The following is a 16,585-nucleotide window of genomic DNA, read 5'->3' as shown; positions in this document are numbered from 1 at the left end:
TATAGAAATTTTATTACATTATGAACATGGATACTTCATTACTTGACAAGGCAATCGTCTTTGCCGTAAAAGCGCACCAGGGCATAGAGCGCCGGGGCAAGGACTTCCCGTACATTGTCCACCCGATGGAGGCAGTCTCGATTGCCGCCACCATGACCGGCGACCAGGAACTCCTGGCGGCAGCCGCACTGCACGATACGGTTGAAGATACCGATGTCACGCTCGACGACATCCGCCGTGAATTCGGCGAGCGCGTTGCGAAACTGGTAGAAGAGGAATCCGACGTATTTATGGAAGGGGTCTCCGAGGAAGCTTCCTGGCATGCCCGCAAGCAGGCCTCGATGGAGCGTCTCTCAAAAGCAAGCCGCGACGCAAAAATCGTAGCGCTTTCCGACAAGCTCAGTAACGCCCGTGCCATCTACCGCGACTTCAAGGAAAAGGGTGACGCCATCTGGAATATATTCCACGTGAAGGATGTTGCCGAACACGAATGGCACTACCGCGGGCTCCAGCGCGCACTGCACGAACTGGCGGGCACATTTGCCTTTACCGAATTCGGGCAACTCGTCCGCGAAATCTTTGGCGAGCCCAAGCCCGAACGCATCGATATGCAAGATTACGAAGAAAGTGGCGACGGCTTTACCGCGATAAGCTACAACCACAAGAACGGCAAGACGATGATGAAGCTCTACGCGCCGTTTGTCCCGATAAGCGAGCCCCACCGCGAACTTGAGGTGGCATGGAACCTTGCCGACAAGGGCCTCAATATCCCGCATGCGCACCGCCTGGTAACGGACGGCACCCGCATCGGCGTGGAATTCGAGCGCATCTCGCCCAAGAAGTCCTTTGCCCGCGCAATTTCGCAGGAACCGGAAACTCTCCAGCGCTATGCGGAGGAATTCGCCCGCGAATGCAAGAAACTCCACGCGATTCCCTGCGACACAAAACTGTTCAGCCCGACAGAGAACCGCTTCCGCGCGGCAATCACCAAGCTCAAGGAATACTCCGACGAGGAAAAGGCGAAAATCTCGGCGTTTATCGACAGCGTACCGAAGGCGACCACCTGCATCCATGGTGACATGCACATCGGGAACATCATCACGAACGGCGAAAAGAACTTCTGGATAGACCTTTCCGCCTTCAGTTACGGCAACCCGCTCTACGACGTGGGCATGCTCTATTTTGTTTCGCACACGGGCGACGACGAACTAGCGCAGAAGCTGTTCCACATCAGCGCGGCGCAGATGCTCGAGGTCTGGACCTACTTCGTTCCCGAATATTTCGGCAAGGAAGAGCCGCTCGCAAGCATCGACGAGAAGGTGAAGCCCTTCGCGGCACTCCTCATGCTCATGTACTACACCTGGACGGGAAACCCGCCCACGGGAATGTTCGAACTCGTGAAACATTCCATCCTGGAAAAATTCTAGCCGGAGACTTGCCCCATGCCTGTTGTTCCTGTAGAAAGTTACGGCCTGCATCCGCAGGGTACGTTCATTATCGAGGAATTCCGCGAGAAGCACGCGATGTTCGAGAAACTGCTTACGGTCGTGCGCGGGATTCTCGAGAACGCCATGGCAGAAAACCACATCTACGTGAATGCCATCGAGGCGCGCGTCAAGGACGAGAAGAGCCTCGTGGGCAAGCTCGAACGCAAGGGCGAAAAGTACCACACGCTCAGCGACCTTACCGACATTTTGGGTGCGCGCGTCATCACGTTCTACTACGACGAGGTCGACAAGATTGCGGCAATCGTCGGGAACACTTTCGAGGTGGACTGGGAAAACAGCATCGACAAGCGCAAGATGCACGACCTGCACAGTTTCGGCTACAGTTCGCTACACTACATCTGCCGAGTCCCGAAAAAGCTGTTCTTTGACCCGGAATTCCCCGAGATAAACGACATACGGTTCGAAGTGCAGATGCGTACCGCATTGCAACACGTATGGTCGGTGCTCGACCACGATACCGGATACAAGTCAGGGGTCGAAATCCCGAAGGAATACCTGCGCAGCATCAACAGGCTCGCGGGCCTGCTGGAACTTGCCGACGAGCAGTTCTGCCAGATACGCACGGGCATCAACGAATACCGGCGCCGCGTGCAGTCGCTCGTGAGTACCGGAAACTTCGAGGAGGTCTCGCTCGACGGCGATTCGTATGCGAACTACCTGAAGCTCAAGCCCTTCGATGCGCTCAACAACCGCATCGCATCCATAAACCAGGCCGAAATCAGCAAGTCCCCGCTGCGCCAGTACCTGGACGTGTTCAAGCATCTGGGGTTCAAGACCCTCGGCGATTTGGACAGGTTCATCAAGGAAAATTCCGATGACGCCTTCCAGTTAGCGGCATTCCAGCTCGCGAATACCGACCTGGACATTATCAGTTCTTCGCTCGGGGTAATGAGCCTCATTACCGTCTACGCGCTCAAGTCGGGCTCGGGCCCGCTCGGGCTCAAGGACATATTCGATATCCTGTACGGTGAATCCGACGGCAACAAACAGCGGGCCGAACGCCTTTACGAGAAGGCATCGCAGCTCTCGTTCATGCAGAAAAAATAGCGGGATTGTCCAGGAACAGCGGATTTGAACATGTCTGAAATTGAAGCTCTCATCAAGAAACTTTCACCGCTCATGGAAGAAGGTTCCGAAATTTTCAGGGAACTGGCGGTCTTTTTCGGGCCCGGGTCAAAGATTGCAACCCACCAGGGCGACCTCGCGAAGTTCCTGGGACGCAAGCGCCTTTACCGCGTGCTGAGGCTTTCGGGCAGCAGCTACAAGGATTGCGTGTACCAGCTGGTCGACGAGCATCCCGAATCGATGGAGGCGCTCGGGATGCTGCGCTACTACACATCGCCCGGCGGGAGCATCAAGTGGGAAGACATCGAGTCGGCAGAAATCGCCCTCGGGAAGGAACTGACGACAAACGCCTACGGGTGGATGCCTGACGCATGGACCGCTTTTGAAGGTGCGGACGGCGACGGGCAAGATTCTAGCGAAAAGACGCACGGGCTTGTCGCCATACTGGCATTCGATTACGGGGACTAGACTGTCATACCGCAGCCGGACATTGTCCAGCAAGAGTATCCATGGACACCCTTGCGCCGAGGGCGCTTCGGTGTGACGAGCAGGATTATGGTGCAATAAATTCGAACAAGGTAACGCCGGGAAGTTTCCCCTTGCGGCTTACAAGATATTCGGCAAAAGGCTGGTCCACGACGCGCTTCTTCTGGGACGATGCATGGCGCAGCCTGGGTGCCTCTCCCGGATTTAGCACGACAAACCCGGTGTGGGTAGCATCGATTTTTTCGGACTTCGCGACAAAGGCAACGCCAAGCACCTTCAGGCTATCGGAATGCGGGACCTTCGCCCATTCAAGCGCCTTGTCGTAGGGCAGGTAACGGATTTCCACCTGCGGGTCATCGGCCTCCTTGCCATCGACCAGGTACTTCATGCGTTTCGCCTTGAAAAAGTCCTTCTTCGGGAGCGTGCGCGATATTACCGTATCGCCTTCCACGGGGAGCACGCGGGCAAACCTGCCCTCGCCCACCCAGTCGGCAAGCAGGTAGTGTTTGCGGGTGCGGTAACTTATTTCCCCGCCAAGATAGCGGATTTTCTGCAGTACGTTAAACAGCGAATCCTCGCTCGGGGCAAGAGCCATTGCCAGCGTGTGTTCCAGGAAGGTCACACAGTCCACGGAATCCAGATAAACGAGCGGCTTGGGCTCAATCGGATCAAGCGTTCCCTCGCCCATGGGCCCGAGACGGTAGGGCGTTCCCTGCAATTTCTTGGAGAAGTATTCCAGGCGGGCATCGAGGCCCTTCACGCCCTGCGCGGCAATCCACATGTCCTTCATGCGCACAAGCGACGGGAAGCCCTCATTCGCCCACTCGACAAGCTTGACCCACAGGGTATCCATCACATCCTTGCAGTCGCCGTCCTTGTTCTTGCCCGTCTTGTTCAGGTACATTGCCACGGCAAGCGTATCGCCCTGCGCAAATATGTAACCCGCAAGGCCATGCACCTCCGCAATGTAACCCGTCTTGAAGCGCGTCGCCCACGGGTACTGCAGCGTGTACATGCGCTTGCTGCCGGAACCGATCTTGGGGCTCGCGAAGGAATTGATGTAGTATTCGTGCTTGGGGTGGCGCGCCATGGCGGCAAGCATCTGCGATTCGGCGGAGGGTTTCAGTTTATTCTTTGGAGCAAGCCCGCAACCGTCGTACACTTCGAACCCGCTGGAATCCACCCCGATGGAGGCAAGGAACCTGCGTTCAAGCATCTTGCCCGTCTCGACGCTCCCCACCCCGAACTCGCGGGCGGCGGCGTTGCGGAAAAGCGTTTCGGCATGCAGATTCTGGCTCCGCTGGTTAATCTCATCGAGCATGCTGAGCAACGGCGCGGTAGAGAACGCATACTGTTTCACGAGAGGGTTCGCAGGAGCCGTCGTATCTTCGCGGAAGGCTACCCCGCGGTCACGGAGCGCGGTAAGCATTGCCGCACGGAAATACCCGATACCGCCACGGACGGGAATCACGAACTGGCTCGAGTCGGAATCGATATCGAACTCGCCCTCTACGGTAACTACGGGTTCTACCGGGTCAAGAGAACGGTTCCACTTGAGTTTCATCTTGCGCCCGCGCTTGTTCAAGGGCGCCTTCGTCGTAATTAACTTGTTCACAACACGCACATAACCCACGTCGGGCAACACGGAAACACGCACCGTATCCCCCTCGTTTACACCGGGCCTAATACGCACTACAGCACTGTTGTCGTTGAACTGGAGCGGAGTCACCTCGGCCCCGTACCAGAAATCGTAAAAGTCGCTGCGCCAGTGTTCCGGTTTCCAGGGTGGCAAAAAATACGACGTGTCGAGAACGAGCCTTCCCCTGAGGGTATCGACGCCGAGCGCCTTGATGGAATCGGCAATACCGTAGAGCCACATGAGCGGATCAGTGTAGTAACGTGCCGAAATGTTCGGGTCGCCCTCGCCGCGGACGTTCAGCGTGCCTCTAAACACATTCCCATCCTGCGCCCCCATAAGCGAGAACTTCGTCTCGGGTTCGTAATCGAGCGGCAAGAAATGGAGTGCCGTCGCCGTGGAGAGCGTCTTCATGGTGCTCGCGGGCGTAAACAGTTCGTTCCCGTTGATGTTCGCCAGCTCCTTGCCCGTATTTACGGAACGCACGGATAGCCCGAAACTCACCTCGGGCAACAGCGAATCCACGTAAGCCTGGTATTCCGCGACATCCAGCCCCGCGCCAACCGCAGGCAGTACCGCCCAAAGGGCAAGGGAAACCAACCTCGCGAAAAACTTCATCAGGACTTCGTCCCTTTTTTCTTGCGGTTATGAACAAAATAAACAATCAGCCGCGCGAAAAGGGCAATCATCACGAGCCCCGCGGCAATACCCGCAAAGAACACCATGCGCCACGCCGGCTGCGGAGTCGGGAGCGGTTCGAACTGCAGGTCTTCGGGTTCGATTTCCTGTATTTCTGTCGCAAAGGCAGTTTCCGCGCGCGCAACCAGGTCAGCTTCCTTTTCAGTTTCCTTCTGGCCCAGTATCTCCATTATCCTGAAATGCGCCTGCACCAGGAGTTCCGCGAGTTCATGGTTGCGGGCAGCCTTGTCTTCCGTCACGGCGAACATGGAGCCCATGTCGTTTGCAAACTTGATAAGCACGCCCTCGATGGCGCCCCACTGAGGAATGTTCGGGAAGCTCTTGCCGCTTTCGAGGCTCTGTACCAACTGCGAGTAACGGCGGTCCTGGTTCCAGATGCTTATGAGCCCGCGGTCGGAAGGCAAAAAGCCCACGGCACGGCAGTACGCGTCCAGGTTGTCGGTACGCAACAGGTAAGCAAGCAGGGACTGCGCCGCGGCAAACTTCGTCGAATCGCCCCCTGTCGGCAAGGCAAGGTGGCTCCCGCCCACAAACGTGGACTTGAACGAGGACGCAAGGAAGGGAAGGATGATGATGCCGTCATCGGCAATCGCGCTGGAACGCAGCCCGCCCGCCTCTTCGGAAAACTCCAGCTGGCGGATAAGTTCGGAGGTACCGTAATGGATAAGCAGTTCGGAATTGATGAACCGCACCGCGTTCTGCTGGGAATTTTCGTGCAGGCTTTGCGGGGCCAGTTCCTCGTCACCGAGAATCGCCGCATACACGGCAAGCCCGTCAAGCGTCTTCTGGTCAAGCAGGGCACTCGTGCATGCGCCCTGCCTGCAGTCCAGGAAATCACCACCGAGATTCCAGATAAACGGAGCCATCTGCTGGGGGCCGGTCCAATCCTCGTGACCGGGCAGAGCGAACGCCGCCACGCGCTTCATCTCGGAATTCTTGAGTTCACCACGATTGATGGCACGGAGCGCACCCATGAACTTGGAATACGACGCGATGTCCGATTCCTCGATACCGAGCGTATGCCACAGCCACTCGTTCGCAAAAAGTGCACGCACGTCGAGGAACCACGGGAACGAGTACACTTCCTTGCCTGCGCCGATGTGACTTGCGCGGAACGCTTCCACATAGAATCGGGACGAATCGACCTGGGCAATGAGGGAATCGAGAGGGCGAAGGTTGCCAACCGAGGCAAAGTGCGGAACCCACGTGGAACCCAGCTGGATGATATCCGGGAAATCCGGAACGGAATCCGGATGCGCAAACGCCTTCGTAATTACATCGTACGCCTCGCCCCAGTTGAGCACGCGCACCTCTACGGGGACTCCCGTATCGCGGTGATATTTTTTCACCAGTTTCTTGACCGCCTTCTGCGAGCCAAGCCCGTTGTCCATCATCCACAGGTGCAGCGTATCGACATCGGCACGCCTCAGTTCGGGCACCGCAAGCGACGCCGTCGCCACCATGGCAACCGCAACTGCTGCACGCACGATATGTCGGGACAAACGGATCATTTTGCGAGTCGGGTAAAGTCTTCGAAGAAGTGGGGGTAAGTCTTGTTTACGCAGGCGGGGTCCATGATCTTCACCGCAACACCACCGAGCGAGACCAGGCTAAAGCACATCGCCATGCGGTGGTCGTTGTATGTCTCGACTGTCGCGGGCACAAGTTTTTCCGGAGGCACAATCGTGATGCTGTCCATGTCGGTCGTCACGCGCGCGCCGAACTTCTGGAGTTCCGCAGAAATCGCCGCAATGCGGTCGGTTTCCTTCACGCGCCAGCTCGCGATACCGCTTATCTTCGAGGGGCTGTCGGCAAACAGTGCAAGCACCGATACCGTCATCGCCGCGTCGGGAATGTCGTTCAGGTTCAGGTCCACTCCGTGGAGGCTGCATCCGCTACCGTCGCACTCGATCCAGTCCGGACCGACTTCCACCCTTGCCCCCATCTTGCGGAGGACATCCACAAACGCGACATCGCCCTGGATGCTGTCCTTGCCCACGCCGAGCACGCGCACCTTGCCGCGAGCAATGGCAGCAGCGGCCAGCGGGTAGCTTGCCGAACTCGCGTCGCCCTCCACGTCGTAATCGGCGGGAGCAGTGTACACGCCCTGCGGCACGTAGAAGTCGCGCAGGTTTTCGTGCCTGACCTCGATACCGAAACTGCGCATGACATCCATCGTCAGTTCGATATACGGAGCAGAAATAAGTTCACCCTTCACGTGGATATGCAGCGGAGCCTTGCAATACGGCGCACAAATGAGGAGCGCCGTCAGGTACTGGCTCGAAATATTGCCGTTTACCTCCACATAGCCGCCCGCAAGGCCCGAGGCCTTGATATGCACCGGCGGGTAGCCTTCCGTCTCGCGATACTCGATGCTTGCCCCGAGCGAACGGAGAGCGTCCACCAGGTCGCGTATCGGGCGTTCGCTCATGCGTTCTTCGCCCCCGAGGGAAAATTCCCCGCGGCCGAGCGTGAGCGCCGCCGTAAGCGAGCGCATCGCCGTACCCGCATTGCCGAGGTACAAATCTACCACGCCCTCGACCGAAATCGGGCCCGCGTTCCCGGTCACTACCGCCTCGGAATAGTCATCCGAAAAATCAATCTTCACGCCGAGTTTCTGGAGCGCCTCGCCCATGTAGCGGGTATCGCCGCTCTTGAGCAGGTTATGGAGCCGGGTTGTGCCGCGCGCGAGGGCCGCAATCAAAAAAGCCCTGTTGGTAATGCTCTTGGAGCCCGGGAGCCGGACTTCACCGCTAAAAGTGCTAAATGCCGATAACTGTATAAAAGAGGGGCGGAACTGAAACTCATCCATATTTCAAAATTATACATTTTTACAAGATAACCGTAAATCAGCCCGTTCCAAAAACGGGCCATTTGACGGCACCGGCAATCACATACAACGTGCAGGTAAAAAATGGAACAAGGCATCACGACCAAAGACTTTGAAGTCCGTTTCTCGGACTGCGACCACCACAGCCGCCTGAAGCTTTCAAACCTGTTCCTGTTCATGGAAGAGACCGCCATCGCCGATGCCGAGGCGAACGGGTTCGGGCTCTGGAAGATGATGAAGGCGGGCTACACCACCGTCATCACGCGCATCAAGATACGCATACTGCACCAGCCCGTGTGGGGCGAGAAGATTTCGATATCCACCTGGGCGAAGGACTTCTACAAGGACAAGGTCGTCCTGAAGGACTACTCCATCGTGGATTCGCAGGGGCATTCCATCGCGCAGGCGACATCAAGCTGGCTGCTCGTGAACATGCAGACGGGCAAGTCGGAAAACCCGGCGAACAGCCCCTACCCCATCCCGCTATTTGCGGGCAAGAACGCTCTCCCCGAGATGATGGACATCCTGAATCCGGAAATCGAGCCGCGGGTACTGCGTACCGAGCAGGCGCACTACAGCGACCTCGACATGAACAACCACGTGAACCACTGCCGCTACGTGGACTGGGTTATGGACTCGCTCGATGCCGACGAGGTCAAGAGCCGCCGCATCCGTTCCATACAAATGAATTTCATCTCGCAGGTCCCGCTCGGGGGAACGTCGCCATAGTGCGCTTCAAGAACACGAACCACCACGCCTATATATTCGGGATGAACGAGGGCGACATGCAAGCCGCGCAGACCGCAGGAGGTTTGCTAGCCACGGGGAATGCGCAACCTCCACGCTGCCATTTCCAGGCACGCATCGGTTTCGCGGACTAGTTCACTAGTCGCTGCCGGCAACCACCCCGATATCGGGCCACATTTCAAACGCGACACTCCCCTGCAGGTCGGTGCGGAAGAACCGCGCCGTATCCCCGAGCACGTAGGCGTACTTGCGCACGACATCTTCGCGGGGGTGCCCGTAGGCGTTGCCCGCACCCACACTCACCACGGCGTAATCCGGCGCAACACGCGAAATGAACCGGAGCGAACTGCTGCCTGCAGACCCGTGGTGCGGCACCTGCAACAAGCCCGCGGAGAGCGTGGGTGAAAGTTCCAGCAGGCGGCGTTCCCCCACAGAGTCCAGGTCGCCCGTCAACAGGAGGGAGGCCGCCCCGAATTCCACCCGCACTACCACACTTGCGGGGTTTCCGCCCTCCCGCACGTAGTCCGGCGGCCAGAGCACGTCAAACCCGGGGGCATCCCCGATGTTCGAAGACAGCCCGCGCGAACCTTCCCCGTCGCCCGAGGACTGCCCGAGCGACATGCCCCGCACCAGCGTATCCACCGGAATGCCAAACCCGCGGGCCACCCGCAGCACGCTATCCCGAATGAAGCCGCCCGAAGTATCGGGCCCGACGTACAGGCGGCGCACGTACACCCGCGGTGCAGTTCCGGCCCGAACAACACCAGCGCTCCCGCCCCGAGCGAGCCCCACATCCCGCGGCGCATCTCCGACCCGAGATAAACCTCCCACATCCCGCGGCGCATCTCCGACCCGAGATAAACCTCCCCCGATCCGCGGCGCACGCCTAACCCGCGATAAACTATCCCCAACCCGCGGCACAGTTCCGCCCAGAAACAAGCCATCTCCAGCCCGCGACAAACTTCCCTCGACCCGAGCGGAGCCCGAACCCCCACCGCGACCCGCAAGTTCCATGAACCCGCCCGCATGGTCCCTGTGGTTGTGGCTCACCACCACCCACTCGAGCGTATCGACCCCGCGGGCAACAAGCGAGTCAATCACGCCCGCGGAATCGGGCCCCATGTCGTACATCGCGAACCGCCCCCCGCAATCGAGCAGCACCGCAAGTCCCTGCCCCACGTTCAGGAACGTAACCCGCAGGGGCGAAGGTTCGGGCGCCCCCTCCTCGATAACGAACCCGCACGATGCCACCAGGGCGAAAATGGCCACGAAGGCCAGCATTTTTGCTTGCAAAAAGAAGTATCTCATACCTATATATACGGGATTACCCCCCAAAATGAGCCAAAACGCCACTTTTTTTCTATCTTTACAGCATGCAGTTACCCAAATACAAGAAAAAGAAGCGAATCAAGCTCAAAATCTGCCAGGAACCCGGCTGTGGCCGCGAGTTCTGGGGACACCCGATTGCCAAGTACTGCGAACTGCACCGCGACATCAAGTTGCGCCAGAAGCAGAAAAAGAACGTGGAGAGCATCGAGTCCAAGAACATCATCTTCCGCCACAACTACACGGAATCGATGGACCTGACCTTCAAGTGCTGTCTGGAAGGCTGCAACGAGCTGTTCACCATCAAGGTATTCCCCAAGCAGACCGTGTATCCGCGTTTCTGCATGGAACACCGCAACGACTTCAAGCGCGAGAACTTCATCCGCGTCATGCAAAAAAAGAACGCGTAAAACCGCTACCGGCGGCGCATTTTCGCCTTTTTTACCAAAAAATTCACGCCATCCCTTGAAATTTGGGATGGCTTTTTTATATTTGGTCTCGCTACATGGTGGATGTAGCTCAATTGGTTAGAGTCCCAGATTGTGATTCTGGATGTTGCCGGTTCGAGTCCGGTCATCCACCCGAAAAAGACCCCGCATCAAGCGGGGTCTTTTTTTGATTGGAGTACTCTTAAATTAATCTTTCACACAACGGACGGGGCGACCAATGCTCTTGTCTTTTGGGGTTAAGCGCGCTTCATCACCATAACCACCACTGCCCAAGGACAAGCAATAGGCGTCAAGACTACTGCCGCCATCGCTTGCACTCCAAAAACAAATCTGTTCACCCATAAAGCTGAATAAACCATAGACGCTCCTTTGACCAGCAGGAAACGCCGAGAATCCGAATTCATCCGTGCCGTTTTCGTCATTTTCCCAGCCGTATGTGGATTTGAGTTTTTTTCCAGCAATCTTTTCGCCCCCAACAGATGCGACCAGAGTGCCCCATTCTTCTTTTTCAGGCAGGTGCCAGCCCTCGGGACATACACTGCGAAATGGGTATTTCTTCGAACAAGTTGCCATATAGCCGCCTCGGCAGCCTTTCGTAGTTCCCGCACTGTCCATCACGGCAGACCACGTGTAAAAGCGACCATATCTGGCGCAGTATTCTGCAGAATCGTTATAGCACCAGCTAATGGAATCGGAAGTGTAGGCCTTACCGAGTACCTCAAATTTATAGGGAACACCAGTGTATGCATAATTCAAGTTCTCTGCCATCCACGTCTGCTCACCAATTTTAACAATCCTATATGTATGTCCGTCACGTTCGTCTTTAATGCAATTTTCATCCGTTTCAACATCACATGGCTCTCTTTCCTGCATCAAACTTGAAGACGAAGATTCACTGCTAGATGACTTTGGCTCGGGAATCGTAGACTCGTCACTAAGACAGCGGATGGAATATCCGCGGTCGCTGCTGCCGACGCGGGAACTGATAACGTCCATGAATACTCCATCGGAGTTATCCATTAGACCCATATCGATTGCCCCGCCCAAGACGCGGTACGAATAAGAGGATGTCCAGAAATCAGCGCGGAGGCCTTCATCGAAATAGTCGCCATCGAAACTGCCGCCGAACCGGCCTCCGACAGGGAGTGCCGAGAATCCGAATTCATCTGTGCCGTTGCCGTCGTTTTTCCAGCCACTCTTGGACTTGAGCGCCTTGCCGGCATCATCTTCGCCACCAGCCACATCAATCAGAACTCTCCATTCCATCGTATCGGGCAAATGCCAACCTTCAGGACAAATTCCGCGCACAGGGGGTATCGGGGTGCAATGTTCGCCATTGCCACAGCCCTTGGCATTCTCGCCGTATTTTCCAACACTGTCTATTGCAGCGCCCCAAGTGTAAAGCCTTCCATATTTGGTGCAGTTACTTTTTTCGTCGTCGTAGCAGGCACTGTTTCCTACCTTGAAGTTCAGATTTTCGGCCATCCAAATCTGCGTACCGATCTTGACAGTCCTATATGTCTGACCGTCACGTTCATCCTCAAAGCAATTCTTGTCTTTGCCCACAACGCAAGGTTTCTTCTCTGAACTAGACGATTTCGCAGAAGAACTACTGGACTTCGCCTTCGAACTACTTGAATCGTCGCAGTCCTCGCAAACAGACGAAGACGAATCCTCGTCGGGGCGGGTTGTGAAACCGCTGCTCTCGTCATCGCCGCAAGCCGCAAGCAGGAATGCGGACATGGCACATATTGCTAAAACTCTTTTCATTGTTTTTGCCTCTCTACCCTAAAATTAATCCTTCACGCAGCGGACAGAGTACCCGTAGTCCTTGCCGCTGCCGTACAAGTCAGCTTTGTCGAATTCGTCGTCCAAGCCCACGATATATGTGCGGGAACTATTGTACTCAGAGGAACTCCAGAAGTACGCATGGTAGCCAACGTTGTTGTAACCAGTGGCGTCCCTGAGGCCAGCAGGCAACGCCGAGAAGGAATAGGCATCCGTGCCGTATCCGTCGCGGACCCAGCCGCCAGGAACGCTGGACCAGCTGATAGTGGAGCTGAGCATCTTGCCCGCCGTTGACGCTCCACCGACAGCAGTAAACAATGTATTCCACTCCGCCTTATCCGGCAGATGCCAGCCCTCGGGGCATATGCCTCGCACCGGGTAAATCGGAGTACATTGCACGCCATAGCCGCAGTCCTTGCCATTCGTAGACCACGTTCCCACACTGTCCATCGCTGCAGCCCAGGTGTAAAGGCGACCATATTTGATGCAGTTGGCAGGGTCGTTACTAAAGCACCAACTAGTGGAATCGGAGGTGTAGCCACTATTATTATAGAGAACGCCAGTGTATGCGTAGTTCAAATTCTCCGCCATCCACACCTGACTGCCGATTTCTACGGTCTTGTAAGTTTGGCCGTCGCGGGAGTCCGTCATGGTTCCCGTAACTACTGTAGAAGGATCTACATACCCTTCAGGGACACTGCTGCTTGACACGCTTGTCACGCTGCTACTGGACTTCGTTTCGTCAACACTAGAACTTGAAGAAGGTCTTACCGGTGCAGTCGAAGGATCCCCTTTGACGCAACGGACACTTTGTCCATAAGACTTGCTATTCTGATACGTATAAGAATTGGTATAAACGTTGTTTATATTGAAATACCGGCCATCATTGGCACTGTATTCAGTAGCGCTCCAGTAATAAACATCCGAGCCCACCTTTTCCCATTTAGTAGCAGAAATTCTTCCGGTCGGGAGTGCGGCAAAGCCGTAAAGATCCGTACCGTTGTTGTCAGGCGTTCCGGCGTAGTTCCATCCAGTCAACGCCTTGAGTGGTTCACCAGATACAGGGGCATTTCCTAATGCCACGCTCAATAGGCCCCATTCATAGATTGACGGCAAATGCCAGCCGTCAGGGCAAATTCCCTGCACAGCTCGATCAAGTCCGCACTTTTTGCCATAGCCGCAATCCAACGGAGCCTCGGCATCGTTCGCTAGTGCTACCGAGTCAATCGCAGCGGCCCAGCTGTAATAACGGCCACTCACCTTGCATTTTTTTTCATCACCCTGATAGCACCAGTTGCCGCCCTTCAAGCTAGGCGTCCTATTGCTATCGGCATAGTTCAAGTTTTCAGCCATCCACACCTGCGAATAATTTTCATCTTCCACGTCAATTTTTACGACCTTATAAACTTTCTTGTCACGCGGGTCGATCATCGAGTCATATTTGATATTCGGATTCAGGCGAGTTTCCTTGGGCACATCCCAGCTCCACCCATCAGAATAACTGCTACTCGATTTCGCCAGGCTACCGCTAGAGCCAGCCACTGGGGATTCGCCTTTCAAGCAACGGACCGAACTCCCGATATACTTGTTACTGTAGCCCTTGCGTACAATGGTATCCGTGTACAATTTTATACCATACGCATAATCATCGTACCCTTCGTACCATTCAGAAGTCCAGAAGACAGCAGCCTCGCCCACAAAGTTCTTGCTCCCCCAGCCACCAGCAGGCAACACAGTGAAGCCGAAATCATCCGTACCATTGCCGTCACTATTCCAGCCACTCGTAGACTTGAGCATCGTGCCCGCAATCGAATCCCCACCAACCGCATCGAGCAGCGTTCTCCATTCCGCAGTATCAGGCAGGTGCCAGCCGCTAGGGCATGCATCCATTGCCGCACTCCATTCATAAAGGCGACCATACTTTGCACAGTATTCAGCAGAATCATTATAGCAGTAACTGGAATCTGTTTCAATGTTCAGGTTTTCTGCCATCCACACCTGATCGCCGATTTTTACGGTCCTGTAAACCTGGCCGTCGCGGGTATCCGTCAGGGTATTCTTTTCGGCATTGTACGTCGTATCTTGGGAAGAACTGGACACACTTGCCTCACGCCCGCTACTACTGGACCCTTCGGCAGGCTCAGGGTCCTTTGACGAACTGCTCAAAACAACGCTGTCGCCGTCCGCGTAGGCTTCGATGAACTTCTCGAAGGCGGGCACGGTATCCCCGAGGTCCCAGGCTTCGACGTTCTTGCGGATGGAATCGAGCCCGCCGTTCGCCGTGGCATTGACCGCCCATTCCGAAATTATTTTCTTCGTGTCGGAATCCTTCCACTCGCCAGTTTCCGCAAAAGAGTCCGCGAACTTTTCCATACGCGTAACAAGTCCCGCGTCATCCGTTTCGGCCTGCATCATTACGCTCACCGCAAGCAGCGCCGCATTCTCGTCGCCCGCCTCGAAGATATTCAGGTTCTCGAACTCCTCGAAACTGCCCGCGATGTCGAACGCCGCGAGCACTTCCTTCTCGGCCTGTTCCTTCGCTTCCTCGAACTTTTTGTCCTTTTCGGTCACGAGGTACATCAGGCGTTCGTATTCCAGTTCCGTAAGCACGTTGATGTTCACGTTCTTGCGGTCCTTCAAGTCGGTAAGCGCATGCAGCGTAATCTCGCCCGCCGACTTCTTGCCGGTAATTTCGCTGCGGTATTCACCCGTCACCTCGAACAATGCGCACGTAGACTTGAGCGATACATCCTCGACAGTAAAGTCGCCCTTGTCGCTCTTGACCTTGCCCTCGAACACCTCGTCCGTGAACTTGAGCGTCTTGCAGTCGATTCCCTGCACCGTCACCGCGGAACCCTCCACAAACGGGCCCTTCTGCGAAACGCCCGCCACGTCCAGGTTGGCGACAATGCCCTTGTCTTCTGTAACACCGCCCGAAATATTCTTGCTTTCGGAATCGGAACATGCCGCTAGCATTGCCAGCGCGCCAACCAATGCAATAGCCGAACCGGTCTTGATTTTACTCTTCATGATCTCTTCCTTTTCTTGGCGAACCCTTTTCTTTCTGTTTTAAGCACTCACTTATCGGGAACAACTGCAAGTTCAATCGGTACACTTGCTCCGTATCGTCGTCTTCGGTAACAATTGCCATGATGCGGCGGCGACAATCTGCAAGTTCCTGCTTGATGCGTTCATAAGAACGGCGCGTAATCCCCATGGTGAGGCCCGACATGTCGCGCTCCGATTGCGGGGAACTGAGCGACTTAATCGCAAGCTCACCCATTTGGCGTTGCAAGTCGCGCACTGCAATCGGTACCGCATCTACATCGCCAATAGAAACTGCTTTTTCGGTCTGCAAAAAATTACCCTTGGCATCTTTTTTCAAGAGCTTTGCACGCAGTAAAAAATCCAGGGTCTCGGAGACCTCGGCCGCAGTAATCGCCGGCCTACAGGCTTTCGCCATTTCAAGCGGCTTTGCCCCCGGCATGTGCGGAGCGATTTCACGCAGCAACTGATTTTTCCACGATTTGAAATACCTGTACTCTTCTTCGCCCAGCACACGCACCTTATGCGCCATCGCAAGCGCGCACCTTTTCTCGAACGCGGCCCGCTTCGCCTCATCACTTTTTGCGTGTGCGTACGAAACCATCAGCACAAAGTAGGTATGCTCGAATCCGGCGAGTCCCATGGCACTTGCAACTGAACCCGCAGCCCCTACACTCAAGCTCTTTTTCCCTTCACAAACATACTTCAGATAAACCGCCGACGAAAAGCCAGCCTTTTGGGCAAACTCCCGCCAGGTAAACGATGAACTTCGCTTACGCTCATCGTAGTAGTCCTGAATGAACTTGCGGTAATCGGAGTATTCTACGATTTCCTTCATGTTTACAAATATAGTCAAATTTCGCATTTTAGAACACAAATCTTGCAATTTTTAGCCATTTTTACCAATTTCACAAAAATTTCAAATAATTAAGCAAAAATTGGAACACACAATGTATTCCAGGAACACAAAGGCCCCGCTAGCGCACTAGCGGGGTCTTTTTTCTCC

Annotated in this window: 12 protein-coding genes and 1 tRNA gene; 6 read left to right on the top strand and 7 right to left on the bottom strand. The window is 55.5% G+C overall.

Going from position 1 to position 16,585, the window contains the following annotated elements; translation table 11 throughout:
* Positions 1 to 26 precede the first annotated feature (26 nt).
* The 3 genes from CRO08_RS00485 to CRO08_RS00475 are packed head-to-tail and all read left to right on the top strand — an operon-like array spanning position 27 to position 3,041.
* Positions 27 to 1,427: a TIGR02172 family protein gene (locus CRO08_RS00485; RefSeq protein ID WP_176495009.1), complete on the top strand. Its 1,401-nt coding sequence runs from the start codon at positions 27 to 29 to the stop codon at positions 1,425 to 1,427.
* A gap of 15 nt (positions 1,428 to 1,442) precedes the next feature.
* Positions 1,443 to 2,555, top strand: a complete 1,113-nt coding sequence (locus CRO08_RS00480) for a GTP pyrophosphokinase family protein (RefSeq protein WP_097034629.1) — start codon at positions 1,443 to 1,445, stop codon at positions 2,553 to 2,555.
* Between the two features lie 30 nt (positions 2,556 to 2,585).
* The gene (locus tag CRO08_RS00475; RefSeq protein WP_097034628.1) at positions 2,586 to 3,041 is read left to right on the top strand and encodes a hypothetical protein; all 456 of its coding nucleotides are present in this window, start codon (positions 2,586 to 2,588) and stop codon (positions 3,039 to 3,041) included.
* 85 nt (positions 3,042 to 3,126) lie between these two features.
* Here the strand turns inward: CRO08_RS00475 and dacB are convergent, their stop codons facing one another.
* Genes dacB through aroA form a run of 3 tightly spaced genes read right to left on the bottom strand, consistent with a single transcriptional unit; the run spans position 3,127 to position 8,206 of the window.
* Positions 3,127 to 5,313, bottom strand: a complete 2,187-nt coding sequence (gene dacB, locus CRO08_RS00470; protein ID WP_097034627.1) for a D-alanyl-D-alanine carboxypeptidase/D-alanyl-D-alanine-endopeptidase — start codon at positions 5,311 to 5,313, stop codon at positions 3,127 to 3,129.
* The gene (locus CRO08_RS00465; RefSeq protein ID WP_176495008.1) at positions 5,313 to 6,896 is read right to left on the bottom strand and encodes an extracellular solute-binding protein; all 1,584 of its coding nucleotides are present in this window, start codon (positions 6,894 to 6,896) and stop codon (positions 5,313 to 5,315) included. The genes dacB and CRO08_RS00465 overlap by 1 nt, the downstream gene beginning before the upstream one ends.
* Positions 6,897 to 6,901: 5 nt before the next feature.
* Complete coding sequence (gene aroA / locus CRO08_RS00460) at positions 6,902 to 8,206, bottom strand: 3-phosphoshikimate 1-carboxyvinyltransferase (RefSeq protein ID WP_097034625.1); 1,305 nt, start codon at positions 8,204 to 8,206, stop codon at positions 6,902 to 6,904.
* Positions 8,207 to 8,308: 102 nt separating this feature from the next.
* Between aroA and CRO08_RS00455 the strand changes: the two genes are divergently transcribed.
* Positions 8,309 to 8,953 carry an acyl-[acyl-carrier-protein] thioesterase gene (locus tag CRO08_RS00455; RefSeq protein WP_255252177.1) on the top strand — a complete coding sequence of 215 codons (645 nt, stop codon included), beginning with the start codon at positions 8,309 to 8,311 and terminating at the stop codon, positions 8,951 to 8,953.
* 156 nt (positions 8,954 to 9,109) lie between these two features.
* Here CRO08_RS00455 and CRO08_RS00450 read toward each other — a convergent pair whose 3' ends face one another.
* On the bottom strand, positions 9,110 to 10,279 hold the full coding sequence (locus tag CRO08_RS00450) for a ComEC/Rec2 family competence protein (protein ID WP_255252176.1): 1,170 nt from the start codon (positions 10,277 to 10,279) through the stop codon (positions 9,110 to 9,112).
* A 65-nt stretch (positions 10,280 to 10,344) separates the two neighbouring features.
* Here CRO08_RS00450 and CRO08_RS00445 point away from each other — a divergent pair, with 65 nt between their 5' ends.
* Together CRO08_RS00445 and CRO08_RS00440 are read left to right on the top strand one after the other, a co-directional pair.
* The gene (locus tag CRO08_RS00445) at positions 10,345 to 10,707 is read left to right on the top strand and encodes a hypothetical protein (protein WP_072809268.1); all 363 of its coding nucleotides are present in this window, start codon (positions 10,345 to 10,347) and stop codon (positions 10,705 to 10,707) included.
* A gap of 98 nt (positions 10,708 to 10,805) precedes the next feature.
* A tRNA-His gene (locus CRO08_RS00440) sits at positions 10,806 to 10,879 on the top strand.
* 53 nt (positions 10,880 to 10,932) lie between these two features.
* Here CRO08_RS00440 and CRO08_RS00435 read toward each other — a convergent pair.
* Genes CRO08_RS00435 through CRO08_RS00425 form a run of 3 tightly spaced genes read right to left on the bottom strand, consistent with a single transcriptional unit; the run spans position 10,933 to position 16,417 of the window.
* Positions 10,933 to 12,516 (bottom strand): fibrobacter succinogenes major paralogous domain-containing protein, encoded by a 1,584-nt coding sequence (locus tag CRO08_RS00435; protein WP_097034624.1) that lies wholly within the window; start codon positions 12,514 to 12,516, stop codon positions 10,933 to 10,935.
* Positions 12,517 to 12,540: 24 nt separating this feature from the next.
* Positions 12,541 to 15,564: a fibrobacter succinogenes major paralogous domain-containing protein gene (locus CRO08_RS00430; protein ID WP_097034623.1), complete on the bottom strand. Its 3,024-nt coding sequence runs from the start codon at positions 15,562 to 15,564 to the stop codon at positions 12,541 to 12,543.
* Positions 15,554 to 16,417, bottom strand: a complete 864-nt coding sequence (locus CRO08_RS00425) for a TIGR02147 family protein (protein ID WP_097034622.1) — start codon at positions 16,415 to 16,417, stop codon at positions 15,554 to 15,556. Before CRO08_RS00425 ends, CRO08_RS00430 begins: the two co-directional genes overlap by 11 nt.
* Between the last annotated feature and the right edge of the window lie 168 nt (positions 16,418 to 16,585).

Source organism: Fibrobacter sp. UWT3 (assembly GCF_900230125.1).
Lineage (GTDB): Bacteria > Fibrobacterota > Fibrobacteria > Fibrobacterales > Fibrobacteraceae > Fibrobacter.
This window is presented reverse-complemented; position numbering and strand designations above follow the sequence as displayed.

What these genes read in the sequence shown, in the direction of transcription:
- CRO08_RS00485 (WP_176495009.1), top strand. Translation starts at nt 27, where the DNA reads ATGGATACTTCATTACTTGACAAGGCAATCGTCTTTGCCGTAAAAGCG.
- CRO08_RS00480 (WP_097034629.1), top strand. Translation starts at nt 1,443, where the DNA reads ATGCCTGTTGTTCCTGTAGAAAGTTACGGCCTGCATCCGCAGGGTACG.
- CRO08_RS00475 (WP_097034628.1), top strand. Translation starts at nt 2,586, where the DNA reads ATGTCTGAAATTGAAGCTCTCATCAAGAAACTTTCACCGCTCATGGAA.
- dacB (WP_097034627.1), bottom strand. Translation starts at nt 5,313, where the DNA reads ATGAAGTTTTTCGCGAGGTTGGTTTCCCTTGCCCTTTGGGCGGTACTG.
- aroA (WP_097034625.1), bottom strand. Translation starts at nt 8,206, where the DNA reads ATGGATGAGTTTCAGTTCCGCCCCTCTTTTATACAGTTATCGGCATTT.
- CRO08_RS00455 (WP_255252177.1), top strand. Translation starts at nt 8,309, where the DNA reads ATGGAACAAGGCATCACGACCAAAGACTTTGAAGTCCGTTTCTCGGAC.
- CRO08_RS00450 (WP_255252176.1), bottom strand. Translation starts at nt 10,279, where the DNA reads ATGAGATACTTCTTTTTGCAAGCAAAAATGCTGGCCTTCGTGGCCATT.
- CRO08_RS00445 (WP_072809268.1), top strand. Translation starts at nt 10,345, where the DNA reads ATGCAGTTACCCAAATACAAGAAAAAGAAGCGAATCAAGCTCAAAATC.
- CRO08_RS00435 (WP_097034624.1), bottom strand. Translation starts at nt 12,516, where the DNA reads ATGAAAAGAGTTTTAGCAATATGTGCCATGTCCGCATTCCTGCTTGCG.
- CRO08_RS00430 (WP_097034623.1), bottom strand. Translation starts at nt 15,564, where the DNA reads ATGAAGAGTAAAATCAAGACCGGTTCGGCTATTGCATTGGTTGGCGCG.
- CRO08_RS00425 (WP_097034622.1), bottom strand. Translation starts at nt 16,417, where the DNA reads ATGAAGGAAATCGTAGAATACTCCGATTACCGCAAGTTCATTCAGGAC.